We start from the raw sequence: 25,580 nt of genomic DNA, 5'->3' as shown, positions 1-25,580 counted from the left end.
GCTAACTGCATAAAAAAAGCCCTGGAATACATTCCAGGGCTTTTGGTTAATAATTTTTATCTGAGTCGAAATTTGTGAATCGACTATTGCCGGTTCCGCGTTGGGGTCGTTGTGGTCTGGCTTCCTGACGAGGTTTGCCCGCATAGTCGTTGTTACGTTGCTGACCGTAGCCACCTTCGCGACGGGGCGAATCGGAACTAGCCGCTGCCTTTGGCCGATCGTTGGCCCGGCGCTGGTTGTTACTGGCTGATGCTCCGGCCGGGCGAGGGCTACTGCTCTGGCGACGATCGTTGTTGCGACCGCTGCCCCGCTGGTTTGTTTGTCCGCCTTTCCGTTGCGGGGCTGTGGGCGAAACCGCCGAAAGGGGAACATCCAGAACATACGGATGGTCTTCAATGACCGGTACGTGCTTGCCAATCAGTTTGTGAATATCTTTCAGAAAGTCGGCTTCTTCAGCATCACAGAATGAGAGCGCAATGCCATCATGCCCGGCCCGGCCCGTACGCCCGATTCGGTGTACGTAAGTTTCCGGAATGTTTGGCAACTCGTAGTTGATAACGTGCGAAAGCTCGTCAACGTCAATGCCCCGGGCGGCAATATCGGTAGCAACCAGCACGCGGGTTTGCCGGGATTTAAAGTTTGAAAGGGCGCGCTGACGAGCGTTCTGTGATTTGTTGCCGTGAATGGCTTCGGCCTGAATACCGGCTTTCTGCAGATCTTTAACAACCTTATCGGCACCGTGCTTCGTGCGGGCAAATACCAGAGCTGACGCGATTGCCTTGTCGGCCAGAACGTGAACCAGAAGCTTCCGCTTGTCTTCTCTGCCAACAAAGTATACCGCTTGCTGAATCGTATCGGCCGTCGATGAAACCGGTGTTACTTCAATCTTGGCAGGGTTATTCAGAATGGTATCGGCCAGTTTCGCTACGTCGGGCGGCATAGTTGCCGAGAAAAAGAGCGACTGACGACGTTCCGGCAAGCGGGCGATGACCTTCTTTACGTCGTGGATGAAGCCCATGTCAAGCATGCGGTCGGCTTCGTCCAACACAAAGAACTGAATGTCGCGCAGCGAAATAAAGCCCTGGTTGATCAGATCGAGCAAACGACCGGGTGTGGCAATAAGAATATCCAGACCAGCTTTAATGGCATTGACTTGTGAATGCTGCGAAACCCCGCCGAAAATAACGGCATGACGAAGTTTAAGGTGACGACCATAAGCCGCAAAGCTTTCATCGATCTGAATGGCCAGTTCACGCGTTGGCGTCAGCACCAGGGTTTTGATCCGGCGGGGTGCCGTTGGATTTTTACTCTGTCCTTCGCTGAGCAGTTGAAGAATGGGAATGGCAAAAGCGGCCGTTTTTCCCGTGCCGGTCTGGGCGCAGCCCAATAAATCCCGGCGGTTCAACAAAATAGGTATGGCTTGTTCCTGGATGGGTGTCGGCGTAGAATAGCCTTCTTCGGTAAGTGCCTTCAGGATGGGCTCACTTACTAATAAATCGGAAAATTGCATGTGTTGGCTGGACGTCGGTAGGCAAGGAAATGAATAGCGTCCAACGTCTAAATGGAAGTTATATATGTGTACAACCTCATTAGCGCAAATAAAGTGCCATCATTTCGCTTCGATTACTCGTAGATGCTCCCCGCCGTTTGCTCAACTACCCGTTTGGGCATAAGCCAGGCCATAAACGCGCCTAGCTTATTGAGCGCTCCGGTGATCAGTTCGGTGCGGCCTGCCAACGTAGCGTCAACTGCCTGCCGGGCTACGTCGGCCGGTGTCATATTGACCCGTTGAGCAGCTTTACGGCCTTTCTCGCCAATCTGCGCCCGCGTTACAAAATCCGTGTCAGTCGAGCCCGGGCAGACGCAGGTTACAGTTACGGATGTACGCCGAAGCTCCTGCGCCAGTCCGCGGCTGAATTGCAGCACAAGCGCTTTGGAAGCCGCGTATAAACTCAGCCGGGGCACGGCCTGGTAAGCCGCTGAACTGCCGATATTCAGAATGTATGCCCGGGGTTGTTGCTGAAGCTGGGGTAGAAACAGGTAGCACAGTTGCACCAGCGCCGTATTGTTAACGGCCAGCATATCTAAATGAGCGGCCAGCGGATGGCTCTCAAACGGGCCGCTTAAGCCGTAGCCTGCGTTATTAACGAGCAGTTGGACGGTGTAACCCTGCTGCTGACACCAGTCAAATACACGTTGCGCGGATTCGGGTTGCGCCAGGTCTGCGGCCAGCATGTCCGTTTTAACGCCAAAGGTCGAGGTTAACCGACTGGCTTCCTGCCGGAGCGCTGATTCCGAGCGGGCCACCAGCAACAGGTCGAATTTACGGCGGGCTAACTCCTGGGCAATGGCCAAACCAATGCCTTTACTGGCTCCTGTTACTAAGGCGTACGCCATAGGTGGTTATAAAGCTATAAAGTTGTAGCGTTACAAAGCTGTAGAGCTGCTATTGAAAACAACTATACAACTTTATAACGCTACAACTTTATGACTAATTAGATGTTGACTTTCGAAATGAATCGGTGATAGAAGGGGGTCTTGCTGTTTTCGTGCTTAGGCATGTATTTGCCTGTAACGACTGGAACGTACATGACCCGACGGCGGCTCGCTTCGCCAAAGTGAGGAGACTGCTGCGCCCGGTGCCAAAGCCGACCATCATGAACTGACAAATCACCGGCGTTTATGTCGAAGCCAATTTCGTGCTTGTCAGGGTCGTTATCGACAAAGTACTTTTTGCGGAACAGCATTTTGAACAGCCCCTGCTTGTGCGTACCAGGAATGACACGTAAGCCTCCATTCTCGTACGGTGTCGGATTCAGATGAATGCCTACATTCAGCATCGGCATAATGCGCTGACCCAGGAAGATGTCACGTGGGCTGTCGGTGTGCCAACCCATCTGCGAAAATTTACTGTTCGGTGTCCGAATGTAATGATTCAGAATAAGGCCGTCTTTTTCGATTTCAGCAATTCGACCTTCGTAAGGTTGAAGCAGATCAACGACCGCTTGCAGACGTGGGTCCTGCAAAAACTCATGGAGTGCTGCGCTGTGCTGAGACAGAAAACACATCCGCTGGATCATTGGCTTATCTTCTTCGTCCTGGCCAAATTTCAACGGAACGCCATTGACTTTGTCTCGACCTTCAGCCAGCCATTCTCTTTCGATACGCTCTACTTCACTGATAAATTTCTTTACTGTTTCGGGTTCAATAAAATTCCGGAAAACAATAACACCATGCTTGTTGAAAAACTGCCGTTGCTCCGGAGTAATGGTTTCGCCCAGGGTGAAGGGCGGCAAGTTAATTTTGCTCATATCGGTGGTTTACAGTTCGGGGGTTCGCCTTTCGTGCTGACCTTGCCTATGGGCGCAGCCTTAATGGTTTCTTAAAGCCCCAAATCTACAAAATTTACAATTTTAGGCTTACTTTGCGATCATTTAATTAATGCGACTTTAATTAACGGTCATCTATCCTTTCGTGAATGTTATTTGTGATAAGCGGCTGATTTGTTTGTTAATCAGCTTATTATTGGGTTCGGTCGCCACCTTGAAGGCCCAGCCTGACAGCGTAATTTTACCACGCGAGTCAGCGCCCAGTCAGTTAGTGCGGACACAAAATACGCTAATTTTACCCTTAATTGCACGTTCTATTGAAACAGATTGGTCAGTTGGGATTGCCGGTTCATTCACATTTCGCTTCAACCGAAACGACAGCCTCACTCGAACATCTAACACACAGGCATTAGCTTTATACTCATTACGCAGGCAGTTTATTGCCGCCGTGAACGGAACTACCTATCTGCCCGGTGAGCAGTATATCCTGTCCCATCAACTGTCGTATAGCTACTTTCCGGATAAATTCTGGGGATTGGGGAAAGAAGCTGCCGACGCCAACGAGGAGTCCTACACGTTTCGCCAATACTACCTGTATCTGCATTTACAACGAAAGCTGAAAGATCGGTTTTTTGCCGGACTCATCTACGAATATCAACGGCTACTGACGGTAGAACACGAACCCGGCGATCTGCTCGATCGGCTCAGCGTACTGGGCCGTAGTCCATATCACATCTCCGGTACGGGACTCAGTTTAACCTATGACACTCGTAACAATGCCTTCGCACCTGATAAAGGCGCATTTGCTCAGGTGCTTTTTACCCATTTTACGCCCTTGTTGGGTTCTGGGTTTCGTTATACTGCGTATGCCGTTGATGTTCGTCGTTTTATTCGCATCTACCGGCAGCAGGTCCTGGCGTTGCAGGCTTACGGTCAGTTTAACTCTGGCGACGTACCGTTGCGAAGCTTAGCCAGTTTTGGCGGCTCAAACAGCATGCGGGGATTTTACGACGGTCGGTTTCGCAGCAAGAACCAGGTGGTTCTCCAGGCCGAATACCGGGTGCCCATCGTCTGGCGGATTGGCGCTGTAGGGTTTGCGGGCGTAGGTAACGTCGGCGATCACCTGCGTGAGATAAACCTGCAAGACCTGAAATATTCTTACGGAGGAGGGTTGCGCGTAGCACTGAACCGCAAAGAGCGGCTTAACTTACGGATAGATTACGGCTGGGGCGTTGGCGAACATACGTCCCACGGCCTGTATTTTCAGCTCGGCGAAGCCTTTTAGGTTATTGATCGATGTTCTTCTCCTGGTCGTTCCAGCCGCTGAGTGCGATCTTCTTGCCAAGCCAGTAAAGGGGATAGGTAAACAAAAACGCGCCTAGTACGTCGACGGTGTAATGCACGTGCTGAACAAGCAAGAGACTTCCCACCAGCAGTGATCCGATCAGGGCCAGGAGCCGATCCCACCAACGCCGGAAGCATAAAAACATCAGAAAAATAGTGGAGGTGTGGCCCGAGTAGAAAAGGTCTTTGGTGATGTACGTTTTTCCATAAAAGGCGTTACTGATGGGGTCGATCAGCGGGATAAGGCCAATGGGTGGATCAAGTGGTACGAGGTTGATGCTCAACATCCGCGACAGGCTGACGATGATGTAGCTGTACATAAACATCATAAAGACCGCCGGACTGCGCCGGGCCCGAATCAGCAGCAGCAGCGCCGTGGCCCAGATCAGGAGAAAAATCGCAATCGATACGTCCTGCGGAGGGAGCTGAGCCAGTAGCCAATCGCTCAGAACAGGACCGGTATGCCGTTCAATGGTTTGAAAAAAGACGGGGAAAGTAAAGAGCAGCGCGATCGTTCCGGCGAGGCCAATGAAAAATTTACGGCGAAAAACGGGCGACTGCCAGGCTGCCTTCCAGGCTAGATCACCGGTCGGATCGGGAGTAAGTAAAGACATACTAAGGCGTAAAAGGCCGCAAAGGTACAAAGTTAGGCCGGAAGCTGCCAAGCCCCTACGATTTAAACCATCAGCAGGCGCCAAATGCCCGAAATCAGCAGGAGTACCAAGCTAACGGGGGTCAGCACCTTCCAGCACAGGAACATCATCTGATCGACGCGGATGCGCGGGAACGTCCAGCGGACCCACATCTGAAGCAGAACGGCGAAGGCAACTTTCGACAGGAGCCAGAATCCACCCGTAAGGTTACCCCAGATGGTACCGGGAGCGCCACTCGTCCACTCCGCCAGTCGGACGGGGCCGAGGTTAGGCAGCGGGGTGTTCCAGCTGCCGAGAAACAGAATGGCCCCCAGGAAGGACACCAGCAGCATCATGGCGTATTCGGAGAGGTACAGCAAGGCAAACCGCATCCCGGAGTATTCGGTGTGAAAGCCGCCTACAATTTCAGATTCGCCCTCGGGAAGGTCAAACGGAGCCCGGTTGCTTTCGGCCAGCGTACAGATAAAAAAGATGATGTAAGCGATCAGCAGAAACGGATTGCGGAGGATGTTCCAGGCGAAAATGCCGCCCCAGTCCGTTACGTCAATTCCGAGCGCTTTGAGGCCAAACAGGTAATTTGTCTCCGTGGCAAACAGACCTTGCTGATAACTGATTTCCTGTAGATTAAGCGTCTGGCAGATCATGACAACGCACAGGATGGTAAGCCCCAGCGGTATTTCATAGGAAATGATCTGCGCGACGGAGCGCATGGCCCCAAATAAGGAATATTTGTTGTTGGAACCCCAACCCGCCATTAGGATGCCCACTACGTCGAACGAAACGACGGCCATCAGGTAAAAGACACCCACGGCTGCGTTTGAACCTTGCAGGTCGGGCGTGAGCGGAAGCACGGCAAAACCGGCAAATACTGACGCAAAAATGACAGCCGGAGCGAGTAGAAACAAACGACGGTCGGCGGCCGTCGGAACGATATCTTCTTTCTGGAGAAGCTTTAACAGATCGGCAAAGAGCTGGAGCAGGCCCCACTTTCCAGTTTCCATCGGACCCAGTCGATCCTGCATAAATGCCGATACCTTCCGTTCGGTGTAAACACCAACAACGACAAACCCCGAGGCAATGGCGAGAAAAATAGGAAGGGCGAGCATGACTTTTTGTTTGCCTGTTTGGTTGTTTGCCTGTCTGGCTAACGCGGCAAGCGAAAACCCAAACAGGCAAACAACCAAACTACGTTAAAATTCAGCCGTTTTGGGGGCTCTTGGAAACGGAATCACATCGCGGATGTTGCCCATCCCGGTCACAAACAGGACTAGCCGCTCAAAACCAAGCCCAAAACCCGCGTGGGGCGCTGAGCCAAACCGGCGGGTGTCCAGATACCACCAGATGCTTTCGGGATCGATACCGACTTCCTGCATCCGGGAAACCAGCTTGTCCAGGTCGTCTTCGCGCTGCGAGCCTCCAATAATCTCACCGATACCGGGAAACAATACGTCCATCGCCCGCACGGTCGGACCGAAAACTTCGCCACGTGAGTTTGTGGCTGGGCTATCGTCCTGCTTCATATAGAACGCTTTGATGTCGCGGGGGTAGTTCGTCAGGATAACGGGTTTTTTGAAGTGCTTTTCAACCAGGTAGCGCTCATGCTCCGACTGTAGGTCAACGCCCCAACTGACTTCGTACTGGAATTGACCTTTTTTAGCTGGTTTCGAATTAACCAGAATGTCAATTGCTTCGGTATAGGTGAGCCGGACGAACTCGTTGCTGATCACAAACTGAAGTTTTTCCAGCAGTCCCAGTTCGCTTTGTTCTTCCTTTTTCTTGGTTTTTTCTTCTTCCTTTAGTCGGTTATCCAGAAACGCCAGATCGTCGGCGCAATGTTGCAGCGCGTACCGAATAACGGTTTTGACAAAATCTTCGGCCAGATTCATATTGTCTGTCAGCTCATAGAAGGCCATCTCTGGCTCGATCATCCAGAACTCCGCCAGATGACGAGTCGTGTTCGAGTTTTCGGCCCGGAAGGTTGGCCCGAACGTGTAGATCTTGCCCAACGCCAACGCGCCCAGTTCGCCTTCCAGCTGGCCCGATACGGTCAGGTTCGTTTCGCGACCGAAGAAGTCCTGGCTGTAATCAATGTGGCCCTCTTCGGTTAGGGGGGGCTTGATGGGGTCGAGCGTAGTAACCCGAAACATCTCACCGGCTCCCTCAGCATCCGAAGCCGTGATGATGGGCGTGTTCAGGTAGTAAAAGCCATTGTCGTTGAAGTACTTATGCACCGCGAACGCCAGTGCGTGACGTACTCGTAGAATGGCGCTGAACGTATTGGTACGCGGCCGTAGGTGGGCAATCTCCCGCAAAAACTCCAGCGAGTGACGCTTGGGCTGCAGGGGATATTTTTCGGGATCGGCAGCGCCGTAGATGTGTACACTGGCGATTTTTACTTCAACGGCCTGGCCTGCACCCTGCGACTCGACTAACTGGCCGGTAACTGCCAGGCAGGCACCGGTTGTAATAAGTTTCAAGGTGTCGTCGGGCAGTTGACCCGCTTCGGCCACAACCTGTATGTTATGAATCGTTGAGCCGTCGTTGAGGGCAATAAATACGGCGTTTTTACTTTCACGCTTTGTACGAACCCAGCCTTTAATGGTCACGTCGGTGCCAACTGGGGCAGTTTTTAATACTTGCTGAATGGGTAGATAACTCATGCTGAAACGGCAACCGGATGGTAAACGGTCCGCAAAAATACGGATTGTCGGGCGAAACGCCCACTGTGCCGTAAAGTAAGGTTTGCTTAAACAAACTGCCGGTTTGTTACGTATAGGGGTAAGAATAGGTATATACGTCAGAAAGGGCCGGTTTGTTCAAGCTAAAAGAGTAATAGCTTAAACAGGATTAGAGACAGCAAAGAACCTGTACAGACTGGGGCCTGGCTGACCAACGTGCTCAATCAGTTTACCAGCTTAAATCAGTGGGCCAGCTTCCGGGACTGAGCGATTTAATCAGAAAATCAAGCTCATTTGGCCGCACGTCCAGCCTGATCCTTAACGGATTCGTTACTTCCCATTCCCACCAGTCGGGCGTTGACTCACGGTGATAATCCAGTTCTAAAGATACATTGTTCTGCCCTGGAGTCGAAATCCGGCGAATCTGCCGGATAGGGTCTGCTATGTTCAGCGGTTCAGTTGAGCCCTCCGCCAGCCAGCGTTGCAGGCTAGTGAGTTCTGAATGATTAAAAATTTGCCTGAAACGAAGTTGGGGGGGCTGAGTGGCCAATTCCCCCGGTCTATTTCGGCGCTGCCAGATTGTACCCGTTAACAGTGCCTGCCCATCGTCGAAATGAAGTCCGAACGATAACGTACAATTTTCGCCTTGAAACCGCATAAGAGTAGTGACGTCCCAATCGCAATCTTATTTTTGCAATCGGTACTTATAAACTCTTTTCAGGACGATTCGATTAAATAAGATCCGTTTTTGTCGATAGCTTGTTGAACAAAAAATTTACCTGACCCTTTACGTCAGAACTGCCAAGGCCATTTCACTACGTATTTGTTTATGTCTATTGTATTGTACATTGTCCGGCACGCCAAAGCGGAAGACCGGGCGATCTTTATGGCCGACCATGACCGCGAATTAACGCCGGAAGGAATTATGGCTGCGGCCAGAATAGGACACCACCTGCACCAGGAAGGAATTAAGCCCGACTTATTGATTAGCAGTACGGCCCCCCGCGCGCTGGATACGGCCAAAGTGATTGCCGAACAGATCGGCTATGCTGTAGACAAAATAAGCGTTAACGGAGCCCTGTTCGATGGAGGACCGAAGGCCTATCTGGCGGCCGTTAATGCAGTACCCGGTACCGCTAAAACAGCCATGATTGTCGGGCACAACCCGGATGTTTCATATTTCGCTGAGTTTTTAACCCATCAGTCGGTTGGCTCGATGAGTAAAGGGGCTGTAGTCGCCGTAGAATTTGAGGATGTAAGCTGGGGAGAGGTGTCCGGACGCACGGGCCGGGTCGGCTTCCAGATTGCGCCTATACAACTTCAACAGGATTTATAACAAATAGTGTATACGGCTGGACTGAAAGGTTAGTTCGGCCGCATACATTTCAATTTACTGACAAGCCGTGAATCGAAATCGTCGGATTTTCATCGTTGTATTTATCATCTTCACCGCCATCGTTGCTTTGTTTGCGATTGACATGGCGCGCCGGACTACGGCTCCCTGGAATAAGCGCCGGGAGGTTGAACGCGCCTTTCCAGCTGGAAAAGACGGTACTGTGGTCGATACGCTGGCTGGTGATACGTTACTGACCCCCTAATCACTATGCTCCACATTTCTGCCGTTCACCACGTTGCCATCATTTGTTCGGAGTATGAGGTCTCCAAACATTTTTACACTCAAATACTCGGACTAACCGTGGTAGGGGAGGTGTACCGGGCTGAACGGCACTCGTACAAACTCGACTTAGCCGTAAATGGGCAGTACCAGATTGAGCTATTTTCCTTTCCCAATCCGCCGAAGCGCCCTTCCCGACCCGAAGCCGTCGGGTTGCGGCATCTGGCCTTCGCGGTAGCTGATGTGGATGCCGCCGTTGCCCACCTGAACAGTCAGGGCGTCGTGACCGAACCCATCCGAGTTGATGAACATACTGGTCGACGCTTCACGTTTTTCGCCGACCCCGACGGCTTGCCACTTGAGCTGTACGAGCAATAGTAGATGGTGGATTGGGTGGGCTGGCGCAGTCCGTAAGGAGCTACTGATTACGCCGGCACCATCTACTTCAGGTACTCTTCTACACGAATTATTTGCTCAATACATCCTTTAGTACGTCGACCAGGGCGACTGCATCGGCTGGAGTGTTGTACACATGCGGGGCGATACGTAACGCGCGGGCTCTGGCCGAAACTGATACGTTACGGGCCTGAAGCCCTTGCTGAACCGCCATTGGATCGGCGTGTTCCGGAAGCCAGAGACCAACTAAATGATGACTACGGCCCTGATTACCCGCTTCGGGTTCAACGTAACAGCCCAACTGCTCAAGAGCGGGCCAGGCTTCGGCCATAAGCGCCTGATCGTAGGCTTGAATGCGTTCCGGCTGCCAATCCAGCAGTTGAGTCAGCGCGGCTTCGAGCATGGGCATCTGCAAAAAATGGGAGTGCTCACCCACGTTATACCGATAGGCCTTGGACCGATACGTTGGCTGGTAATCCATCAGGCGGTGAAACTGATTACTGTCGAGCCGATTCATCCAGCTTTCTTCCAGCGGTACGCCGTCGTCAAAAGCTGGACCGTAGTAGGCTAAGCCCAGCGAATAGGGACCCATCAGCCACTTATAGCCCGCGCAAATCAGGGCGTCGGGCTGCACGGCGGACAGATCGAACGGTAAGGCACCAATCGCCTGGGTACCATCCACGACCAGCCAGGCACCGACCTCCCGCGCTCGTTTGCCGATCGCTTCCAGATCGAACCGGATACCATACATCCAATGCACAGGTGGGACAACAACCAGAGCCGTATCGGACCCGATGGCGTTTAGCAGCCGCTCATTCCAAAGCCCACCTTTCGGAAATTCGTCGGGCATAGGAACGGTCGTAATCGTTAAGCCAAGTTCCTGACAAACGCGGTCCCAGGCGTAAACATCACTTGGAAATTCACTATCAACCAGCACAATCTGCTGCCCTTTTTGAATGCCTGGTTTACGCGGTAAGTTACGGGCCACTACGGCCATACCATACGAAACGGCGGGGATAACGGCGATACGATCCGGGTCCGGATTGGCGATTAATCTGGAGAACAAAGCCCGGACGCGCACGGCATCCGCAAAGAAGTCATCGGGACGTAAGCCGAACGGATTAGCGTGGTGCGTAAGGGCGTCGTGCCCGGCTTTCTCAACCGATCGGCTGGTAGGGGCGCGGGTGGCGCAGTTTAAGTAATGAATGCCTTCTGGCAGAGTAAACAGGTGATGCTGACAAGTAATGTGTGTGCTATCCGATACCATAGGTGTTAATGAAAATCAATTCAATATCAGTGAACTGGCGCGTTCTGGCATACAGTTTGTTCGTATTACGCTGAAAACTAAAACAGTTGGTCGGTATGACTCTCCTGCTGGGTATCGGTTCCCGCGTTCATCACGCTGAATTTGGCAATGGCGTTGTTATAAATGTAAAAGCCGCCGGCTACACCATTACGTTCCTCGAACAGGGCGTGAAGGTACTCAAATTTGATGCGCCCCTGACGGTTATTGACGCCATTGAACCGGATAGTGACCAGGTTAGTCTGTTCGACGTAGAGCAGGCGCTTACCCGCATACTTCAGCGCTGGTCAGACCAGACCGAACCGGTGCCGCTCGGCGATAAGTGGAAAGGAGGCCAATTGATTCTGAAACCAGGTCGGCCTGACTTAGCGCAGAAAGAGATGCCGGTTGATGCCTTCTTTCATAAACTGGTCATGGTGCGCGATCGGCTTCGGGTGCTGGAACAACGGGTTAACGCCAGCAAGCTGGAGGATGAAGAGAAAGTGAATATCCAGCAATACATCACAAGAATATACGGCAGTCTTACGTCGTTCAATCTGCTTTTCAAGCACCAGCATCAGCAATTTGTTGGTGAAAAAGCAGCCGTTGACGTATAAGTAAGCCAGATCACATAGTTTTGGGTTAGTTAGGTTATGAGTTCCTCGCTATCGGCTCGATAGCGGGGACTTTTGTTTTTGAGCGGAAGATAAAGATGTGGATTAAGTGGGGCAGCTTATAGCGCTTAACGTGGGCCGCTAATCTCTGGTCGTAAGCCCTTGCCGCCTTGCTCTCGGGTGATACTCACGGAGCGTTTGCTGGAGATAGTCTCGGTCGAGGTGGGTATAGATTTCGGTCGTTGTAATGGATTCATGGCCCAGCATCTGTTGCACCGCTCTGAGGTCAGCTCCGCCTTCAATGAGGTGCGTCGCAAATGAGTGTCGAAACGTATGCGGGCTGATCGTCTTGTTTACATCCGCTTCGTCGGCGAGTTTCTTAATCGTGGTGAAGACCGATATACGGGAGAGCTGCTTCCCCCGCAGGTTCAGGAAAATGGTGTCTTCATCGCCTTTCTGAACGGCTAATTTACTACGTACGTGTTCAACATAAATCTGCGTGTAATGAATCGCGTCCTGACCGATGGGTACCAACCGTACTTTATCGCCTTTACCGAGCACCCGAATGAACCCTTCCCTAAAATAACAGTTGGTTAGGCGCAGATTGAGCAGTTCAGAAACGCGTAAGCCGGAGCTGTACAGCACTTCAAGCATGGCCCGGTCGCGGGTACCGCCCGGTGTCGATAAATCGACTGCGTCGAGGATGCGTTCGATTTCCGGAAAGGTGAGCGTATCGGGCAGCTTTCGGCCCAGCTTGGGAGCTTTTAAAAGCTGCGTTGGATCGTGGGTAATCAGGTTTTCCAGAATTAAGTAACTGAAAAACGATTTTAGTCCCGACAGCATCCGGGCCTGACTGTGCGCGGTCAGGCCCAGTTCACCCAGGTACTTCAAAAAATTCATCAGCTCTTTCTCGCCAACCTGAATAGGTGTTTTGGAAGGATCTGTCAGCAGAATATACTCGTACAGTTTTTCGGCGTCGTGCAGATACGCGTCTACGGAATTCTCGGCCAGTGAGCGTTCGAGTTTGAGGTAGTTCTTAAAGGCGTTTATATAACTTTGCCACACAGAAGCTTTACGATTTGGGGTAGACGAATTACGCGGTATTTCGGGTATCCTCAAATTATAAACTGTAATTCATCGTCCTACACATGAAAGACCTCCTCATTATCAACGGCCCTAACTTAAACCTGCTGGGAAAACGAGAACCCCATATTTATGGCAGCCAAACGTTCCTCGATTACCTGAAAACGGTGGAGGAGTTGTTCCCCGATGTCAAGCTTCGGTATTTTCAATCGAACCACGAAGGCGAGATCATTGATAAGATTCATGAACTGGGCTTTACGGTTGATGGTATCGTGATCAACGCGGGCGCCTACACACATACATCTATTGCCATTGCCGACGCCCTGTCGGCGGTAACGGCTCCTGCCGTTGAGGTGCATATTTCCAATGTACATGCCCGCGAATCGTTCCGGCATCACAGCTACCTGTCAGCCAAGTGCAAAGGGGTAATCGCAGGACTAGGGCTAATGGGCTACGAACTTGCGATACGGTATCTGCTAACGTCTGATAAGTAACCCGATTTTCGCAGAACCAGTACTTATACAATCCGTAGTTCGTAACGCATATACTAACTTCATAGCCATGATCACGTTTTATCCCGGTCCGTCAAAAGTGTATCCGCAGGTGGCCGATTATGCCGTCGATGCCGTTCGGGAAGGAATTGTGAGCCTGAATCACCGGAGTTCTGCCTTCATGGGTATTGTGGAGCAAACGATTCGGATGCTTCACGAAAAGCTCGCTATTCCGCCTGATTACCACGCAGCGTTTGTGTCGTCGGCCACCGAGTGCTGGGAAATTGTGGCGCAGTCGCTAACGAAGACCACCAGCCATCATCCGTATACCGGTGCGTTCGGGAAGAAATGGATGGAGTATGCTCACAGGATTAAGCCAGTCGACGAACGTATCGAGGCCGATGTGCTGTGCCTTGTGCAGAACGAAACCTCCAACGGAACCCAGGTGCGGATGGATGCTCTCGCTACGTATCGCCAGAATTTTGCGGGGCTGATTGCCGTCGATGCCGTATCGTCGATGGCGGGGATTGCGTTCGACTGGTCGCTGGCGGATGTGTGGTTTGCGTCGGTGCAGAAGTGCTTTGGCCTTCCGGCTGGACTAGCCGTGCTGATTTATTCGCCAGCGGCTCTGCAACGGGCGCAGGAGATTGGTGAAAATGCGCATTACAACAGTTTACTTTTCATCCACGAGAATTTCGCCAAGTTTCAGACGCCCTATACGCCCAACGGCCTCGGTATCTACCTGATGATGCGGGTACTCCAGCAGGTTCCGGGGATTCAGGAAGTTGATGCCATTACCCGAAATCGAGCGGCTGACTGGTATGCTTTTTTCGAACAGAAAATGGCTCATTCGCCTTTCAGGTTACTCGTCGATGAGCCTACACACCGGTCGGATACGGTCATTGCGATACGTGGTGCTGAAGCTGATATTAAAGCGATTAAAGAAGCGGCTCAGCGGGCTGGTATTACGTTGGGTAACGGGTACGGAGACTGGAAAAACACCACCTTCCGAATCGCAAACTTTCCCGCCATCAGGGATGAGGAGATTGAAACCTTAAAACAGTTCCTCGTGTCTTTCTAGGATAGAAACAACACGTATTACCCCACCATGTTCAATTTAAAAGAAGTTATTTCGGTAACCCTGATTCTGTTTTCGGTCATCGATGTAATCGGCTCCTTGCCGGTAATCATCGATCTGCGCAAGAAAGTAGGTAAGATTGAATCGGAACGGGCCACACTGGCTTCCGGCCTTCTGATGGTTTCGTTTTTGTTTGTCGGCGAGCGAATCTTGAAGCTGTTTGGCGTCGATGTAGCTTCATTTGCCGTAGCAGGAGCCCTGATTATCTTTCTGATCGGCCTCGAAATGATCTTAGGACGGACAATCTTTAAATCGGAAGTTGACACGGGTGGCGCCACGCATATCGTTCCCATTGCTTTTCCGCTCATTGCCGGAGCCGGTACGTTAACGACTCTGATATCGCTGCGGGCTGAGTACCAAATTCTGAATATCGTTATAGGTATTGTCATCAACCTCATGCTGATTTATATTGTCCTGAAATCGTCTGAATGGCTGGAAACACGGCTTGGGCCAGGCGGTCTGGCGGTGTTACGTAAGATGTTCGGCATTATTCTGCTGGCAATCGCCATTAAATTGTTTAAGACTAATCTGATTGCCGATTTTTAGCCGGGCGATTAACCGTCAGGTTATCTTTGCTGAACGTATGCATTTATTTTATCAGCCCGAACCGGTTCAGCATCTCTCCGAAGACGATTCGCGCCATGCGGTCAAGACCCTGCGTTTGAGCGTAGGTGAGCCGATTGCAGTTACCAATGGACACGGAAACCGTTATTCCGCCGTTATTACGCAGGCGGATGTTCGCCGGTGCGCGTTTCGAATTACTGATACCGAAACCACACCCGCCCGACCATTTGCGATTCAGATTTGCGTAGCCCCCACGAAGAATATCGACCGGATTGAGTGGTTTGTTGAAAAGGCCGTGGAGATCGGTATCGAGCGAATCAGTTTCTTTTTTGGTCAGCATTCCGAACGGCGGGTGCTCAGGCTGGAACGTCTGGAGAAGATCGCCATTGCCGCCATGAAACAATCGTTACAGTCGTATCTGCCCCGGCTGGATGAGGCTGTTTCGTTCGCCGACGTATTGAAAACAGCAGACGGTGAGCAGCGGTTTATGGCGCATCTGCCCGCCAACCAGCAGCCCGACCATTTGGCGAAATGGGCGGCAACAGGCGGAACCTATACGGTATTGATTGGTCCCGAAGGCGATTTTGCCGAATTGGAAATTCAACAGGCCATTGCCGCCGGGTTTCAACTGGTAACGCTGGGTACAAACCGCTTACGAACTGAAACGGCGGCTTTAACCGCCTGTCAACTTTTAAATTTTATAAACGCATGAAACGGTTGTTAATTACGCTGGGCCTGATGTGCGCTACGTTATCGCTTACCTATGGGCAGTACGCCTACAAAATTGCCAAGCTTAAATACAACGGTGGGGGAGACTGGTACGCCAATAAAACGTCGCTGCCAAACCTGATCAAGTTTGCCAATTCGAATCTGCGCATGAACATCTTCCCCGAAGAAGATATTGTAGAGCCTGGTAGCCCGGATATTTTTGGCTACCCATTCGTGCACATGACGGGGCACGGCAATGTAACGTTCAGCGATGGCGAAGTGCAGAATATGCGTCGGTATCTGATGGCCGGTGGCTTCCTGCACATCGACGATAACTACGGTCTTGACAAATTTATCCGGCGCGAGATGAAGAAGGTGTTTCCCGAATTGAACTTCGTAGAATTACCCTTCAATCATCCCGTTTATCAGCAGAAATTCAAGTTTGCGAGTGGACTCCCCAAAATTCATGAACACGATGGGAAGGCTCCCCAGGGGTTCGGTTTAATCTACCAGGGCCGCTTGATCTGTTTCTATAGTTTTGAGTGTGATCTGGGAAATGGCTGGGAAGATCAGAGCGTTTATAATGACCCCGAGCCCGTGCGTCAGCAGGCTTTACGCATGGGCGCTAACCTGTTGCAGTACGCAACTACCACAAATTAATTAGCTTATTATTCGTAATCAGCAAGCCAAAACGGTTTAAAAATCGTTAGTTTTGTAGGAGTGATAATAGTGTATCAGTCGTTTACCTTTTAATCAAGCGATATTGTGATTGTACTGGCCGCATTCATTGGACATTGGTATCTGTCCCTGTTCTGCCAAACGTTTTTTCTTCACCGCTATTCAGCCCACAAAATGTTCGCGATGAGCAAATTCTGGGAGCGGTTCTTTTATGCCCTTACGTATATTTCTCAGGGCTCTTCTTACTTAAGCCCACGCGCTTATGCGGTGCTGCACCGGATGCACCACGCGTTTAGCGACACCCCCCGAGATCCGCACTCTCCGCATCACACCAAGAACATATTCACGATGATGTGGCAGACAAAAAATATTTACAACGCGGTGCTGCACCGCAAACAGCCGATTGAGCGTCAGTTCGACCGGAACTACCCTGAGTGGAGCCTGATCGAAAAAGTAGGAGATTCGTGGGTTTCACGGGCCGGCTGGGGTGTTCTGTATAGCGTGTTTTACATCTTTGCGTTCTTCTACCTGGATATGCACTGGGCGTTCTTCTTCCTGCTGCCCGTACATTTCGTAATGGGACCGGTACACGGAGCGATTATCAACTGGAGTGGTCACAAATACGGCTATTCGAACTTCGATAACCACGATCAATCGAAAAATTCGCTGATTCTGGACGTAGTAATGATGGGTGAACTGTTCCAGAACAACCACCACAAGCGTCCAAACTCAGCAAACTTCGGTGCAAAATGGTTTGAATTCGATCCTACCTACCCACTGATCGGTGTTCTGCATAAACTGCACATCGTTCGCCTGAGACCTTCGGCTGAAAGCAAAAAAGCACAGCAGGAAGTTGGGCACGACCGACTCATTGAGGAACGGGAAGTTGAAGCGTAATCAACTTGTTTAGTAACAAAAAAGGTCCGGATGCAGCATCCGGACCTTTTTTGTTTTTAGCTTTATAAGCACAGGTTGGATCTGTGTTACGTTACAATAGAATCGACGCTATATCCTGCCAGGACTTAACCCGCTGAAAAGTCTTATCATCGCGGTTATGTAAGGCATCGAACAGCAGGCCCTGACCCTGAAAGGTGTGCAGATTGCGGGGTAGGTCATCAATCAGATAGGCGGTATTCAGCACACTTTTATCACCCAGGAAAATGTAGTTGTGCCAGGAGATGGCGGGAAAGTGCTCCTGAAGCCAATCCCATTTCTCCCGTAACGAATTCGGGAACTCCTGAGCCGCTGAGGCAATGAATACCTCGTATTTCGTCATCAGGTCAGTAATAACGTCCTGCGCCCCTTCCATGACCGGAATGTCGCGAAAAAAGCCCGGCTCGTACACCCGGTTCGACAGAGCCCGGTACTCGTGTTCGTCGAACAATTCGTGAAACGACTTTTCTTTTAACTCTTCTAACGTATACCGGGGCATTTCACCTTCCAGGTACAGTTTCACAAACTTAGCGTGGGTATCGGCCATGACATCATCCATGTCGATGGCAATTCGTTCTCTCATGTTGTATGAACCGCACAGGCGGCCCTGCTGGATTGTACTGAGGTTTGCTGATTAAGTTGATTGCCTTCGGCATTTGATAAAATCAGTTCTATCAGCAAAAATCAGCTTAATCCCGCAGGGCCGCCTGTGCGGTTTAGATTAGGTTTCTGTTTATATCAAATTGCTCCAGGTAATCGGAAACGCGCTTCACAAACTGACCGCCCAGCGAACCGTCAACGACGCGGTGGTCGTACGAGTGCGACAGGAACATAAGCTGCCGAATGCCGATCAGGTCGCCTTGTGGCGTTTCGATGACGGCAGGTTTCTTCACAATAGCGCCGAATGCCATAATGGCAACCTGCGGTTGGACAATAATCGGCGTACCCATCAGATTGCCAAAGGTGCCAATGTTCGAGATGGTATACGTACCACCGGCCAGATCGTCGGCGGCAAGCTTGTTTTCGCGCGCTCGTTTGGTCAGATCATTCACTTTTTTGGTTAATCCAACGAGGTTATACTGGTCGGCGTTATGAATAACCGGCACAATTAGGTTGCCATTCGGCAAAGCCACCGCCATGCCGATATTAACCGCTTTTTTCACCAGAATAGCATCGCCATCAACCGATACGTTGATCATCGGAAAATCCTTGATGGCCTTCACCACCGCTTCGACCAGTAGAGGAGTATAAGTCAGGTTTTCGCCAGTCTGCTGTTTGAACTGGTCCTTCATACGCGTACGCCACTGCACAATCGGCGTCATGTCGGCTTCGACAAAGGAGCTGACGTGCGGTGAAATCTGCTTCGACTCGACCATACGCTGAGCGATCATCTTGCGCATCCGATCCATCTGAATAATGTCGGATTGACCATTCACAGAGCCGTTGGATTTGCCATTGGACGCTGCTGGCTGCGTAGGCGTAATGGCTTGTTCTGTAGACGGGGCCGGTTGCTGAACGGGGGCTGATTTTGACAATTCGCCTTCGGTCCGGCCGATCACGTACGCTAAAATGTCTTTCTTGGTTACCCGATTGTCAGCACCCGAACCCGGAATTCGATCCAGCTCATCGCGGGTTACGCCTTCTTCTTTGGCGATGTTCAGCACGAGTGGAGAGTAGAAGCGACCGGCAAACGCCGATGCATCGGCGACCTGTGCTAAGGTTGAACGGGTACTCATGGCCGAGATGCTCGCTTCCAGGTCCTGGGCGACCTGTACTTCTTCCGACTGAGGCTCTGCGGTTTCAGCGGGGACATTGGCTACGTCACCCACGCCTACCGGTGTCTGATCGGCATCTGGGGTTTCGCTGGTTGGCTGCGGGGCTTCATCTCCGGCGGTTACGTCGGTTTCGATCCGGGCGATAGGCGCACCCACGGCTACTACGTCGCCATCCTTTACTAGGATTTCTTTCAGAATCCCGTTCTGAGGAGCTGGCACTTCGGTGTCTACTTTATCGGTAGCTACCTCCAGTACGGATTCATCTACTTCGATCCGGTCACCGGGCTGCTTAAGCCACGTAATAACCGTACATTCCATTATACTCTCGCCCATTTTGGGCATTACCATGTCGATGAGGGCCATTTGTTTAAGAAATTAGCGGCTAGCATTCAGGTGTGAGATGTCCCTGGTATAAAAACGTTTGGGGGTACCTCCCTGTCTAATCGCGTCTGTCTATTGATTAATGAGTTCTTCCCGCAGCAAGTTGAGCAGGTACGTTGTAGTAAGCTGAATGTTCTGATCACGATACTGGCCGAGTTTGAGCAAACGAGTAACCGTACGCTGGTTGGTGGCACAGGCAATCCAGATTGTACCAACTGGTTTGTCGGGCGTACCGCCATCCGGTCCGGCAATGCCACTGGTTGCGATACCGACATCGGTACCGAGGGCGTTCCGAACGCCCTCGGCCATCTGGCGAATCGTTTCTTCGCTGACGGCCCCAAATTGTTCCAGCGTCGTAGGCTGTACACCAAGTTGATTGACCTTTATGCGATTGCTATAGCTTACAATGCTGCCCCAGAAGTAGGCCGATGAGCCTGGAACGCTGGTGATCCGTGAAGCAACGTAGCCACCCGTGCAGCTTTCTGCCGTAGCCAAGGTTAACTTCCTGGCGGTTAAAAGCTGCCCCACAACTGTTTCCAGTTCGTCGTTGTCATACCCAAATACGTGCGGTGAGATGAGGGGTAGGACGCGCTGAACCTGCTCATCCAAATCACGATCAAGTACAGCCTCATCGTCGCCAGTTGTGGTCAGACGTAATTTTACACCGCCGAAACTAGGTAAATACGCTAACCGAATGTGGCTTGGTAAGGCGTCTTCCCAGGCCTCAATCCGTTCGGCTAAAAAGGATTCGCCGATACCAACCGTGCGAATGATTTTATGCTTAATAACCGGCGTCTCAAAATGTTCGGTCAGCTTAGGCAAAACCCGGTTGGCCATGAGATTCTTCATCTCGAAGGGCACACCGGGAAGCGAGACGTAAACTCGCCCGCGAGCGTCGCCCCGGTCGTGTTCAAACCACATACCGGGAGCTGTTCCCCAGTCATTCTGGAGATAAACGGCGTTGGCTGGTAAGTCGGCCTGCCCCCGGTTCAGATCGGTCATTTCGCGGCCCCGTTTGGTAAAGAAGCCGGTTACCAGCGCTAGCGCCTGTTCGTTGCGCACCAGATCTACGCCAAAATAAGTACACAGCGTTTTCTTGGTAATGTCGTCTTTGGTTGGCCCTAATCCACCGGTTATGATAATGACATCCGCCCGTTGATGAGCTTCGTGCAGGACGGCTAAGATCGCGTCGGCCTGATCGCCAACCGACGATTTACGAACCGTACGGATGCCAATGTTGGTCAATTCAGTGCCAATCCACTGGGTGTTGGTGTCGGTTATTTGACCGAATAATATTTCGTCGCCGATGGTAATTACTTCGGCCCGGATGGTATTGAGCATAAGATTCTTGAATAATGCTGATGAATTGTGATTTCGCTTGAATGATATTCGATTAGTAATCAGAGTGTTAAAAAATTATTTTCGGCGCTCACTTTACATCAGTCATTAGTTGTGGTCAAAAGTACAAAAAACGATTTAGTCATTTTGGCCGTTAGCTAGTCATCAACCTGAAAGCAAAAATGAAGAAGAAAGTTTTAACCGCTGCCCTGGTAATCATAGCCACTACGTTACAAGCGCAGGATACAACCCGGCAACAATCGTCGGGGGGCGGATTATTCGGAAAAATATTAGACGCCATCTCACAGCCGTCGGGTGGTTCGGTCGGTGGGCTGAGCGGCAGCGAAATCGCGTCGGGTCTGCGCGAGGCTTTGCGGGTCGGCATCAGCAAAGGAGCTGACCAGGCATCGGCAACCAATGGATTTTTCAAAAATCCGTTGCTGCGGATCGCCTTTCCGCCGGAAGCTCAGAAAGTTGCCGCCCGGCTTCGTCAGATTGGCTTCGGGCCCCAGGTCGATAAATTCGAGTTGTCCTTAAACCGGGCGGCTGAGGATGCGGCTAAAGTTGCTAAGCCAGTCTTTATCAAGGCCATTACGTCCATGAGTATTCAGGACGCCGTTGGTATTCTGCGCGGGTCAGACGATGCTGCTACGCAGTACCTGCGCCGGACTTCGGGGCAGCAATTGGTGACCGAGTTTACGCCAATTATCGACAGTACGTTAAAGAAAAACAACGCTACCCGCTATTACAGCGATCTGGTGAACATATATAACAAAATTCCGCTGGTACAGCCGGTCAACTCCAACCTGACCCAGTATGCTACCAACAAAGCGGTAGATGGTCTGTTTGTGCTCGTAGCTCAGGAAGAGAAACGCATTCGGGAGAACCCGGCGGCTCGGGTAACGGATCTGCTAAAGCGCGTATTCAGCAAACAGTAGCCGCCCGTCTTCCGAAGGTTTAGAAGCTATATGAATTAGCCGAACCTTCGGAAGCCGAGGGCTTTTCAACGGCCGGGGTAACTACCCTTCCATGTACGCGTCGTTGTTGATATAGTCGAGCTTGTTACTCCAGACAAGAGCGATCTGCGTAGCACGCTGCTTCACCTGTTCAGCCATGTCGCCGGTAAAGTTTTCGTTGACTGTTGCAGTAAACAACTCCAGCCAGCGCCGGAAATGATCGATGGTCAGCGTTTGCTGCTGATTGACAATCAGATGCGGCCGAAACGGATGCCCGTGGTAGACATTCGTACCAAAGATCAGGTTTTCCCAGAATGCATACATCTTCGGCAAATGCGCCGACCAGTCAACCTGCGCTACGTCCGTAAAAATGGGGCCAATCAGCGGGTCAACCTGCACCTTGGCGTAAAAGGAATCTACCAATAGGCGGACAGTTTCCGGCGAATCCAATAGTTTCTTAGTCATAGCGTAATTCGCAGTCCGTTACGTTTATACACATCTGCTTTTATTCGTTAACGCCACCAATTTATCCTTTCGTTCAACAACTGCGTCGGCTGATTCAGGATTGGCACGTAACGTGCATTGATGCTGGCAGGCCATACCGGCGAATTTACGGCTGCGTAAGCAGTTAGAAAATGACTTCGGTCAGTTAGCGGCCCAAAGATGTCGCGAATCAACAGATTTACGGGACGTAACAACCGGCTTTCGGCACACGCTACGTATTTTTGTGATTATGAAAAAATCAGACATCCATTTTTCGGTCGAGTTAGACAACCAAAATATTCCGGATAAGATCTATTGGGATGCTACGGACAATCCCAACGAAGGCCTCAGCGATACACGCGCCATCGCCATTGCCCTGTGGGATCATTACCACAACAGCACCCTGAAAATTGATCTCTGGACCAAGGATATGGAAGTGGTAGACATGAAGCGCTTCCTGATCGAGATGATGAGTGGCATTGCTGATACGGCTATTAACGCAACTGGCGATAAAAAGATGGCGGCCGATATTGAAAATACGTGCCGGGTCTTGAGTAAGCGCCTGGAAGAAGAGATTAACGAGCAGAAAAAGCAACAGTAACAGACGCTGAACAGCATAGCCTTCGTTAGTTAGCTGATCGATTTGATATGAGAAAAATTATTCTGTTCGTATTGCTGTCCACGGCAGCGTTGGCCCAGAAAGCCGGTATTCAATTCCGTGAAGGCGCAGTCGAGAAAGTGTTTCAGGAAGCCCGGCGGACGGGAAAGCCGGTTTTTATTGAAATTTTTTCGCCGACCTGCCACGTTTGCCAGAGCTTCATGCCCACCTTAGCCGACGCACGGGTTGGCAAGTTTTACAACAGCAAGTTCATCAGCACGAAGCTCGACATTGGCCTGCCATCCACGCGTGCTTTTCTGGACAGCCGACGTTTGTTTGTGCCGTCGCTGCCTTTGTTTTTGTATTTCGATCCGCAGCAAAATCTAGTGCACTTCGCCATGAGTAATAACTCAACGGATGAGGTGATTCGACACGGCACCAACGCCTTAAATCCGCAAATGCGCAGCCAGACCATGAAGTCGCGGTATCAGCAGGGCGAGCGGTCGTCCAACTTCCTGATCGACTATGCCATGTACGGGCGTGTTACCAAAGACACCGCTGCGAACATTGCCGCTATGAATGACTACGCGCGCCAGCAGTCGCCCGCTACGTTTGCGAACCAAACGAACTGGTTAGCCTTGCAGAAGATCGTTCTGGATTATGAGAATCCCTTGTTTCAATACATGCTCAGTCATCTGGATACGTATCGGAAAGCATACGGAGCGCAGCCAAGCCAGCAGGTAGCCGAAAACATCCTGATGTCGTCGCTGTACAGCAGCCGCGGTGCTCAGTATCCTGCGGCAAAAATTATCCAGATTCGTCAGGATTTAACAAAAATCGGAATCGATGCTCGGGTAGCCGCTAATCGCACGTTACTGCCAGAGGTGAATGCCTATTTTCGGGCTCGCCAGACCGCTAAGGCCGTTGAGCGAATGGACAGTCAGACTAGTTCGAACCAGTTCTCTGTGCCTGAGTACATTTATATATCGCGGCTTTTCAACAGAAGCAGTCCGGACGCGGTCGATGCGCCGACGGTAGTGAAATGGGTGAACAAAGCGCTCGCTCTGAAACCATCCCCCAAAGAACAGGCTGATTTATACGCTGAACTGGCTACCGCCTATCGCCGTAGCGGCAAAGCCGATGATGCCCAAAAAGCCGCTCAGAAGTCGAAAGAGCTGGCGCAGGCGGGACGATAAGGCTAGTTATATATTAAAGGGTTGTAATCTTATATAGTTGGCTCATTACCAGTTTACTAGATGAAATTACAACCCTTTGCTGTGTAACTACTTCTGATATACTGGTCGGGTAAAGGGGGGCTGGCGAAGGAGATGGAACGAGTTCTCGTCGCCGAGCGAAACCGCTCTCCGCAGATCGCTTTCCGCCTGTGGTAGCTGCCGAACCTGAATCCGGGCGAGTGCCCGCCAGCGGTACGCGTCGGGCTGTTCATCCCGAAAATGCCAGACCGCCTTATCAAACTCCCGAAAGGCGTTCTGAAATTCTTCAGTTTTATAATAAGCAATGCCCCGGTCGAGGTAGCAATCCGCTAACGTATTATCGCGGTTAACGGCCTGGGTCAAGTCGTACAGGGCGGAATAATAGTTCTCCTGAGCGAGCTGACATTTGCCCCGATAGGCGTAGGCGATTGCTGATTTAGGATATTGTCGAACGGCCTCATCAAAATAACGATGCGCTTCAAAGAAGTTGCGCTTCTGCACTAGGTCGATTCCTTTTCGAAACCGATTCCGGTCTTTATCGGCCGGCGTATCATGATCCGTAAAAAAATAGCGAATGGTCAGATATAGTACGAAAAGCAGACCCAACAGCGCGACTTCCATAACCCAGTCTGGTTTTTACACCCTGCAAAATTACAATTTTTTAAGGCTTTTTTGGCAAACGACGCTTAGATAAGTTGGGCGCGTACAGCCTTGGGCAACCCGTTTCTGACCAGTTCATAGGAGTGGTCAATCCAGGTCTGCACATCGCTTTGTCGAACGCTTCCATCCAGCGTTATTGTATTCCAGTGCGTTTTGTTCATGTGAAAGCCGGGTGTGACGGCCGCGTATTCCTCGCGGAGCTGCGTAGCCCGTTCAGGATCACATTTTAGATTCATTGTTGTGGGTCGGCTCTCGGTATCCAGCAAGGCAAAGATCTTCCCACCAACTTTAAAGACCAGTGTCGACTCGCCAAACGGAAACGATTCGGTTACGCCGGACCTGGCTAAGCAATAGTCACGCAGAGTTTCAGGATTCATGGCAATCTATTCTGGTCATTGAGTAGTCATTTGTTGTAAACCACCGGAGAATGATAGTCAACCACCAATGACTACTCAATGACTATACATCTACCGCGTGCAGGCTCGAAAAATCATAACGCATACGCAGAACAAAAACATGACAATCGAAATCCGGTTGATGCCGTGCATCATGCGCAGGTTCACGCTTGTCGGATGATTTGGGTCAGGTTTGCGGAACACACGGAGGAAATACGCAAAAACAGGCCCTATTTTAAGATAATCTAAGATGCGGTTCATAGATGGTACGGGC

The 25,580-nt window shown here is 51.1% G+C and carries 30 protein-coding genes; 14 read left to right on the top strand and 16 right to left on the bottom strand.

From position 1 onward, the window contains the following. Window positions 1-46: 46 nt before the first annotated feature. The 3 genes from ACYVBJ_RS22410 to ACYVBJ_RS22400 form a co-directional block, all read right to left on the bottom strand. Entirely contained in the window at window positions 47-1,510 is a 1,464-nt protein-coding gene (locus ACYVBJ_RS22410; RefSeq protein WP_460984530.1) for a DEAD/DEAH box helicase, read from the bottom strand. A gap of 113 nt (window positions 1,511-1,623) precedes the next feature. Then, window positions 1,624-2,397, bottom strand: a complete 774-nt coding sequence (locus tag ACYVBJ_RS22405; RefSeq protein WP_460984529.1) for an SDR family NAD(P)-dependent oxidoreductase — start codon at window positions 2,395-2,397, stop codon at window positions 1,624-1,626. A 98-nt stretch (window positions 2,398-2,495) separates the two neighbouring features. After that, a complete protein-coding gene (locus tag ACYVBJ_RS22400; protein ID WP_460984528.1) occupies window positions 2,496-3,311 on the bottom strand; it encodes a phytanoyl-CoA dioxygenase family protein in 816 nt (271 codons plus the stop codon). Between the two features lie 466 nt (window positions 3,312-3,777). On the opposite strand from ACYVBJ_RS22400, the gene ACYVBJ_RS22395 reads away from it, so the two are divergent. Then, a complete protein-coding gene (locus ACYVBJ_RS22395; protein WP_460984527.1) occupies window positions 3,778-4,614 on the top strand; it encodes a BamA/TamA family outer membrane protein in 837 nt (278 codons plus the stop codon). 1 nt (window position 4,615) lies between these two features. Here the strand turns inward: ACYVBJ_RS22395 and ACYVBJ_RS22390 are convergent, their stop codons facing one another. The 4 genes from ACYVBJ_RS22390 to ACYVBJ_RS22375 form a co-directional block, all read right to left on the bottom strand. Beyond that, window positions 4,616-5,287, bottom strand: coding sequence for a phosphatase PAP2-related protein (locus ACYVBJ_RS22390; protein ID WP_460984526.1), 672 nt, complete (start codon window positions 5,285-5,287; stop codon window positions 4,616-4,618). 62 nt (window positions 5,288-5,349) lie between these two features. Continuing rightward, window positions 5,350-6,432, bottom strand: coding sequence for a complex I subunit 1/NuoH family protein (locus tag ACYVBJ_RS22385; RefSeq protein WP_460984525.1), 1,083 nt, complete (start codon window positions 6,430-6,432; stop codon window positions 5,350-5,352). Between the two features lie 84 nt (window positions 6,433-6,516). Further along, entirely contained in the window at window positions 6,517-7,986 is a 1,470-nt protein-coding gene (gene asnS, locus ACYVBJ_RS22380) for an asparagine--tRNA ligase (protein WP_460984524.1), read from the bottom strand. Between the two features lie 247 nt (window positions 7,987-8,233). Continuing rightward, window positions 8,234-8,662, bottom strand: coding sequence for a hypothetical protein (locus ACYVBJ_RS22375; protein WP_460984523.1), 429 nt, complete (start codon window positions 8,660-8,662; stop codon window positions 8,234-8,236). A gap of 171 nt (window positions 8,663-8,833) precedes the next feature. On the opposite strand from ACYVBJ_RS22375, the gene ACYVBJ_RS22370 reads away from it, so the two are divergent. The 3 genes from ACYVBJ_RS22370 (at window position 8,834) to gloA2 (ending at window position 9,997) form a co-directional block, all read left to right on the top strand. Continuing rightward, entirely contained in the window at window positions 8,834-9,340 is a 507-nt protein-coding gene (locus ACYVBJ_RS22370; protein WP_460984522.1) for a SixA phosphatase family protein, read from the top strand. Window positions 9,341-9,407: 67 nt separating this feature from the next. Beyond that, complete coding sequence (locus ACYVBJ_RS22365) at window positions 9,408-9,602, top strand: hypothetical protein (protein WP_460975590.1); 195 nt, start codon at window positions 9,408-9,410, stop codon at window positions 9,600-9,602. A 5-nt stretch (window positions 9,603-9,607) separates the two neighbouring features. Beyond that, window positions 9,608-9,997: an SMU1112c/YaeR family gloxylase I-like metalloprotein gene (gene gloA2 / locus ACYVBJ_RS22360; RefSeq protein WP_460984521.1), complete on the top strand. Its 390-nt coding sequence runs from the start codon at window positions 9,608-9,610 to the stop codon at window positions 9,995-9,997. 88 nt (window positions 9,998-10,085) lie between these two features. Here gloA2 and ACYVBJ_RS22355 read toward each other — a convergent pair whose 3' ends face one another. Further along, window positions 10,086-11,282, bottom strand: coding sequence for an aminotransferase class V-fold PLP-dependent enzyme (locus ACYVBJ_RS22355; RefSeq protein ID WP_460984520.1), 1,197 nt, complete (start codon window positions 11,280-11,282; stop codon window positions 10,086-10,088). Between the two features lie 95 nt (window positions 11,283-11,377). On the opposite strand from ACYVBJ_RS22355, the gene ACYVBJ_RS22350 reads away from it, so the two are divergent. After that, window positions 11,378-11,914: a hypothetical protein gene (locus ACYVBJ_RS22350; protein WP_460984519.1), complete on the top strand. Its 537-nt coding sequence runs from the start codon at window positions 11,378-11,380 to the stop codon at window positions 11,912-11,914. Window positions 11,915-12,052: 138 nt separating this feature from the next. Here the strand turns inward: ACYVBJ_RS22350 and xerD are convergent, their stop codons facing one another. After that, window positions 12,053-12,976 (bottom strand): site-specific tyrosine recombinase XerD, encoded by a 924-nt coding sequence (gene xerD / locus ACYVBJ_RS22345; protein ID WP_460984518.1) that lies wholly within the window; start codon window positions 12,974-12,976, stop codon window positions 12,053-12,055. 83 nt (window positions 12,977-13,059) lie between these two features. On the opposite strand from xerD, the gene aroQ reads away from it, so the two are divergent. The 6 genes from aroQ to ACYVBJ_RS22315 all read left to right on the top strand — a co-directional run bounded on the left by aroQ (window position 13,060) and on the right by ACYVBJ_RS22315 (window position 17,470). Further along, on the top strand, window positions 13,060-13,488 hold the full coding sequence (gene aroQ, locus ACYVBJ_RS22340) for a type II 3-dehydroquinate dehydratase (protein ID WP_460984517.1): 429 nt from the start codon (window positions 13,060-13,062) through the stop codon (window positions 13,486-13,488). A gap of 67 nt (window positions 13,489-13,555) precedes the next feature. Continuing rightward, on the top strand, window positions 13,556-14,566 hold the full coding sequence (locus ACYVBJ_RS22335; protein ID WP_460984516.1) for an aminotransferase class V-fold PLP-dependent enzyme: 1,011 nt from the start codon (window positions 13,556-13,558) through the stop codon (window positions 14,564-14,566). Window positions 14,567-14,593: 27 nt separating this feature from the next. Then, window positions 14,594-15,169, top strand: coding sequence for a MarC family protein (locus ACYVBJ_RS22330; protein WP_460984515.1), 576 nt, complete (start codon window positions 14,594-14,596; stop codon window positions 15,167-15,169). Window positions 15,170-15,206: 37 nt separating this feature from the next. Then, complete coding sequence (locus tag ACYVBJ_RS22325) at window positions 15,207-15,899, top strand: 16S rRNA (uracil(1498)-N(3))-methyltransferase (RefSeq protein ID WP_460984514.1); 693 nt, start codon at window positions 15,207-15,209, stop codon at window positions 15,897-15,899. Beyond that, the gene (locus tag ACYVBJ_RS22320; RefSeq protein WP_460984513.1) at window positions 15,896-16,555 is read left to right on the top strand and encodes a DUF4159 domain-containing protein; all 660 of its coding nucleotides are present in this window, start codon (window positions 15,896-15,898) and stop codon (window positions 16,553-16,555) included. The genes ACYVBJ_RS22325 and ACYVBJ_RS22320 overlap by 4 nt, the downstream gene beginning before the upstream one ends. A gap of 105 nt (window positions 16,556-16,660) precedes the next feature. Beyond that, window positions 16,661-17,470: an acyl-CoA desaturase gene (locus tag ACYVBJ_RS22315; protein ID WP_460984512.1), complete on the top strand. Its 810-nt coding sequence runs from the start codon at window positions 16,661-16,663 to the stop codon at window positions 17,468-17,470. A 91-nt stretch (window positions 17,471-17,561) separates the two neighbouring features. On the opposite strand, the gene ACYVBJ_RS22310 is transcribed toward ACYVBJ_RS22315, so the two are convergent. The 3 genes from ACYVBJ_RS22310 to ACYVBJ_RS22300 form a co-directional block, all read right to left on the bottom strand. Beyond that, window positions 17,562-18,089 carry a 5' nucleotidase, NT5C type gene (locus ACYVBJ_RS22310; RefSeq protein WP_460984511.1) on the bottom strand — a complete coding sequence of 176 codons (528 nt, stop codon included), beginning with the start codon at window positions 18,087-18,089 and terminating at the stop codon, window positions 17,562-17,564. Window positions 18,090-18,222: 133 nt separating this feature from the next. After that, entirely contained in the window at window positions 18,223-19,644 is a 1,422-nt protein-coding gene (locus ACYVBJ_RS22305; protein WP_460984510.1) for a dihydrolipoamide acetyltransferase family protein, read from the bottom strand. A gap of 90 nt (window positions 19,645-19,734) precedes the next feature. Beyond that, a complete protein-coding gene (locus ACYVBJ_RS22300; protein ID WP_460984509.1) occupies window positions 19,735-21,003 on the bottom strand; it encodes a competence/damage-inducible protein A in 1,269 nt (422 codons plus the stop codon). 179 nt (window positions 21,004-21,182) lie between these two features. Between ACYVBJ_RS22300 and ACYVBJ_RS22295 the strand changes: the two genes are divergently transcribed. Then, window positions 21,183-21,938 (top strand): DUF4197 domain-containing protein, encoded by a 756-nt coding sequence (locus ACYVBJ_RS22295; RefSeq protein ID WP_460984508.1) that lies wholly within the window; start codon window positions 21,183-21,185, stop codon window positions 21,936-21,938. Between the two features lie 81 nt (window positions 21,939-22,019). Here the strand turns inward: ACYVBJ_RS22295 and ACYVBJ_RS22290 are convergent, their stop codons facing one another. Beyond that, window positions 22,020-22,421: a group III truncated hemoglobin gene (locus ACYVBJ_RS22290; protein ID WP_460984507.1), complete on the bottom strand. Its 402-nt coding sequence runs from the start codon at window positions 22,419-22,421 to the stop codon at window positions 22,020-22,022. 268 nt (window positions 22,422-22,689) lie between these two features. Between ACYVBJ_RS22290 and gldC the strand changes: the two genes are divergently transcribed. Beyond that, on the top strand, window positions 22,690-23,040 hold the full coding sequence (gene gldC, locus ACYVBJ_RS22285) for a gliding motility protein GldC (RefSeq protein WP_460984506.1): 351 nt from the start codon (window positions 22,690-22,692) through the stop codon (window positions 23,038-23,040). A gap of 47 nt (window positions 23,041-23,087) precedes the next feature. Next, window positions 23,088-24,233 carry a thioredoxin family protein gene (locus ACYVBJ_RS22280; protein WP_460984505.1) on the top strand — a complete coding sequence of 382 codons (1,146 nt, stop codon included), beginning with the start codon at window positions 23,088-23,090 and terminating at the stop codon, window positions 24,231-24,233. Between the two features lie 87 nt (window positions 24,234-24,320). Here ACYVBJ_RS22280 and ACYVBJ_RS22275 read toward each other — a convergent pair whose 3' ends face one another. From ACYVBJ_RS22275 to ACYVBJ_RS22265, 3 genes are all read right to left on the bottom strand, one after another. Continuing rightward, entirely contained in the window at window positions 24,321-24,872 is a 552-nt protein-coding gene (locus ACYVBJ_RS22275) for a tetratricopeptide repeat protein (protein ID WP_460984504.1), read from the bottom strand. 65 nt (window positions 24,873-24,937) lie between these two features. Beyond that, a complete protein-coding gene (locus ACYVBJ_RS22270) occupies window positions 24,938-25,288 on the bottom strand; it encodes an MmcQ/YjbR family DNA-binding protein (protein ID WP_460984503.1) in 351 nt (116 codons plus the stop codon). A 90-nt stretch (window positions 25,289-25,378) separates the two neighbouring features. Next, window positions 25,379-25,567, bottom strand: a complete 189-nt coding sequence (locus tag ACYVBJ_RS22265) for a DUF6728 family protein (RefSeq protein WP_460975611.1) — start codon at window positions 25,565-25,567, stop codon at window positions 25,379-25,381. Between the last annotated feature and the right edge of the window lie 13 nt (window positions 25,568-25,580).

The organism is Spirosoma fluminis (assembly GCF_054778895.1).
Note: the sequence above shows the minus strand (reverse complement) of the source record. Positions and strands in the feature narration are given on the sequence as shown.

What these genes read in the sequence shown, in the direction of transcription:
- ACYVBJ_RS22410 (WP_460984530.1), bottom strand. Translation starts at nt 1,510, where the DNA reads ATGCAATTTTCCGATTTATTAGTAAGTGAGCCCATCCTGAAGGCACTT.
- ACYVBJ_RS22405 (WP_460984529.1), bottom strand. Translation starts at nt 2,397, where the DNA reads ATGGCGTACGCCTTAGTAACAGGAGCCAGTAAAGGCATTGGTTTGGCC.
- ACYVBJ_RS22400 (WP_460984528.1), bottom strand. Translation starts at nt 3,311, where the DNA reads ATGAGCAAAATTAACTTGCCGCCCTTCACCCTGGGCGAAACCATTACT.
- ACYVBJ_RS22390 (WP_460984526.1), bottom strand. Translation starts at nt 5,287, where the DNA reads ATGTCTTTACTTACTCCCGATCCGACCGGTGATCTAGCCTGGAAGGCA.
- ACYVBJ_RS22385 (WP_460984525.1), bottom strand. Translation starts at nt 6,432, where the DNA reads ATGCTCGCCCTTCCTATTTTTCTCGCCATTGCCTCGGGGTTTGTCGTT.
- asnS (WP_460984524.1), bottom strand. Translation starts at nt 7,986, where the DNA reads ATGAGTTATCTACCCATTCAGCAAGTATTAAAAACTGCCCCAGTTGGC.
- ACYVBJ_RS22375 (WP_460984523.1), bottom strand. Translation starts at nt 8,662, where the DNA reads ATGCGGTTTCAAGGCGAAAATTGTACGTTATCGTTCGGACTTCATTTC.
- ACYVBJ_RS22370 (WP_460984522.1), top strand. Translation starts at nt 8,834, where the DNA reads ATGTCTATTGTATTGTACATTGTCCGGCACGCCAAAGCGGAAGACCGG.
- gloA2 (WP_460984521.1), top strand. Translation starts at nt 9,608, where the DNA reads ATGCTCCACATTTCTGCCGTTCACCACGTTGCCATCATTTGTTCGGAG.
- ACYVBJ_RS22355 (WP_460984520.1), bottom strand. Translation starts at nt 11,282, where the DNA reads ATGGTATCGGATAGCACACACATTACTTGTCAGCATCACCTGTTTACT.
- ACYVBJ_RS22350 (WP_460984519.1), top strand. Translation starts at nt 11,378, where the DNA reads ATGACTCTCCTGCTGGGTATCGGTTCCCGCGTTCATCACGCTGAATTT.
- aroQ (WP_460984517.1), top strand. Translation starts at nt 13,060, where the DNA reads ATGAAAGACCTCCTCATTATCAACGGCCCTAACTTAAACCTGCTGGGA.
- ACYVBJ_RS22335 (WP_460984516.1), top strand. Translation starts at nt 13,556, where the DNA reads ATGATCACGTTTTATCCCGGTCCGTCAAAAGTGTATCCGCAGGTGGCC.
- ACYVBJ_RS22330 (WP_460984515.1), top strand. Translation starts at nt 14,594, where the DNA reads ATGTTCAATTTAAAAGAAGTTATTTCGGTAACCCTGATTCTGTTTTCG.
- ACYVBJ_RS22325 (WP_460984514.1), top strand. Translation starts at nt 15,207, where the DNA reads ATGCATTTATTTTATCAGCCCGAACCGGTTCAGCATCTCTCCGAAGAC.
- ACYVBJ_RS22320 (WP_460984513.1), top strand. Translation starts at nt 15,896, where the DNA reads ATGAAACGGTTGTTAATTACGCTGGGCCTGATGTGCGCTACGTTATCG.
- ACYVBJ_RS22310 (WP_460984511.1), bottom strand. Translation starts at nt 18,089, where the DNA reads ATGAGAGAACGAATTGCCATCGACATGGATGATGTCATGGCCGATACC.
- ACYVBJ_RS22305 (WP_460984510.1), bottom strand. Translation starts at nt 19,644, where the DNA reads ATGGCCCTCATCGACATGGTAATGCCCAAAATGGGCGAGAGTATAATG.
- ACYVBJ_RS22300 (WP_460984509.1), bottom strand. Translation starts at nt 21,003, where the DNA reads ATGCTCAATACCATCCGGGCCGAAGTAATTACCATCGGCGACGAAATA.
- ACYVBJ_RS22295 (WP_460984508.1), top strand. Translation starts at nt 21,183, where the DNA reads ATGAAGAAGAAAGTTTTAACCGCTGCCCTGGTAATCATAGCCACTACG.
- ACYVBJ_RS22290 (WP_460984507.1), bottom strand. Translation starts at nt 22,421, where the DNA reads ATGACTAAGAAACTATTGGATTCGCCGGAAACTGTCCGCCTATTGGTA.
- gldC (WP_460984506.1), top strand. Translation starts at nt 22,690, where the DNA reads ATGAAAAAATCAGACATCCATTTTTCGGTCGAGTTAGACAACCAAAAT.
- ACYVBJ_RS22280 (WP_460984505.1), top strand. Translation starts at nt 23,088, where the DNA reads ATGAGAAAAATTATTCTGTTCGTATTGCTGTCCACGGCAGCGTTGGCC.
- ACYVBJ_RS22275 (WP_460984504.1), bottom strand. Translation starts at nt 24,872, where the DNA reads ATGGAAGTCGCGCTGTTGGGTCTGCTTTTCGTACTATATCTGACCATT.
- ACYVBJ_RS22270 (WP_460984503.1), bottom strand. Translation starts at nt 25,288, where the DNA reads ATGAATCCTGAAACTCTGCGTGACTATTGCTTAGCCAGGTCCGGCGTA.
- ACYVBJ_RS22265 (WP_460975611.1), bottom strand. Translation starts at nt 25,567, where the DNA reads ATGAACCGCATCTTAGATTATCTTAAAATAGGGCCTGTTTTTGCGTAT.